Raw genomic sequence first — 1,658 nt, forward strand, 5'->3', positions numbered from 1 at the left:
CGGCCAGCGGGCGCACAGCCGCCGGTCGTGGCTGACGACGACCACCGCGCCGGCGAACCCGGTCAGGGCCTCCTCCAGCTCCTCCGCCAGCGCGGGGGAGAGGTGGTTGGTGGGCTCGTCCAGCAGCAGGACGTCGGCCGGTTCGGTGACCAGGCGGGCCAGGGCCAGCCGCCGCCGCTGTCCGACGGACAGGGAGGCGACCGGGGCGGACAGCCGGTCGCGGGCGAACAGTCCCAGCGACAGCAGCCGTTCGGCGTGCTCCTCGGGAGTCCCGGGGCGGCCCTGCGCATAGGCGCACAGCAGTGTTCCGCGGCCCGCGGGGACGTCGGTGTGCTGGGAGAGCAGACCGGTCCGGCCGTGCCGTACGACCTGCCCGCGGTCGGGGGCGAGGGCGCCGGCCAGGACGTGCAGCAGGGTGCTCTTGCCCGCCCCGTTCGCTCCCGTGACGAGCAGTCGGCCGCCGGCCGGCAGGGTCACGTCCACCGGCGCGAGCCGCCCGTCCACCGCGATGCCCGTCGCGGCCAGCAGTACCCGGTGCGCGTCGCCGGACCCGCCCGGCGTGCGCGTCGTGGTGGTGGCGGTGGCGGTGGTGGCGTCGGTGCGCGGTACGGCCGTGAACCGCAGCGGGTCCGCGGGTGCGGGCACGGGCCGGGCCAGCAGCCGGGCGAGCCGTTCCTCGGCGTTGCGGACACGGCTCGCGAGGGACTGCTGGACCCGGCCGGCGGCGCGGTCGTACGCCATCTTGTTGCCGTCCTTCATGGCCCTGCCGGGCGCCACTCGGCGGGCGGTGACGGCGCAGGCCTCGCGCTGCCGCGCCACCTCCGCCCGCCAGGCGGTGTGGGCCTCGGTGCGCCGCCGCCGTTCGGCGGCGCGCTCCGCGAGGTAGCCGGCGTACCCGTTGCCGTACCGCACGGCGCGGTGGAGGTCGCCGTCGACCTCCAGGAGCGAGGTGGTGACGCGTTCGAGGAAGGCCCGGTCGTGGGAGACGGCCACCGTGATGCCGCGCCGGGCGCGCAGGTGGTCTTCCAGCCAGGTCAGGGCGGCGCCGTCGAGGTGGTTGGTGGGCTCGTCGAGGAGCAGCACTTCGGGGGCGGCGGCGAGCAGCACGGCGAGGCGCAGGCGTACCCGTTCGCCTCCGGACAGGCCGCCGACGGTGCGGTCCCGGGGCAGGGCGGGCAGGCCGAGCCCGTGCAGGGAGCGCTGCACGCGGGCGTCCGCGTCGTACCCGCCGCGCAGTTCGAAGGCGGTGAGGGCGTCGGCGTACGCGGTGAGGGTGGCGGCGGTGGCGTCGCCGCCGGCCATCCGGCCTTCCAGTGCGCGCAGGTGCAGCTCCAGGGTGCGCAGCCCGGCGAGGGCGCGGTCGACGACCTGCCGGACGGTCAGGTGCGGGGGGAGGTCCTCCTCTTGCGCGAGGTGGCCGACGCCGCCTTCGGCGCGCAGGACGACCTCGCCGCGGTCGGGGCGTTCGACCCCGGCCAGCAGCCGGAGCAGGGTGGACTTGCCGGAGCCGTTCTCGCCGACGATGCCGAGGCGTTCACCGAGGGGGACGGAGCAGTCGACGGAGTCGAGGACCGGGCGGCCCCCGTAGGACTTGGTGAGGTCAGACGCGGTGAGCTGTGCGGTCACGGGGCGGCTCCAGGGGATGGGGGGAGGGGGTC

The 1,658-nt window shown here is 76.7% G+C and carries 1 protein-coding gene; it reads right to left on the minus strand.

The window, feature by feature from the left end; translation table 11 throughout:
- Positions 1 to 1,626: ABC-F family ATP-binding cassette domain-containing protein (locus tag ACFXA3_RS42240; RefSeq protein ID WP_385196793.1), on the minus strand; the 1,626-nt coding region annotated here is incomplete at its 3' end.
- Between the last annotated feature and the right edge of the window lie 32 nt (positions 1,627 to 1,658).

Source organism: Streptomyces sp. NPDC059456, from assembly GCF_042750055.1.
Taxonomy (GTDB): Bacteria; Actinomycetota; Actinomycetes; order Streptomycetales; family Streptomycetaceae; genus Streptomyces.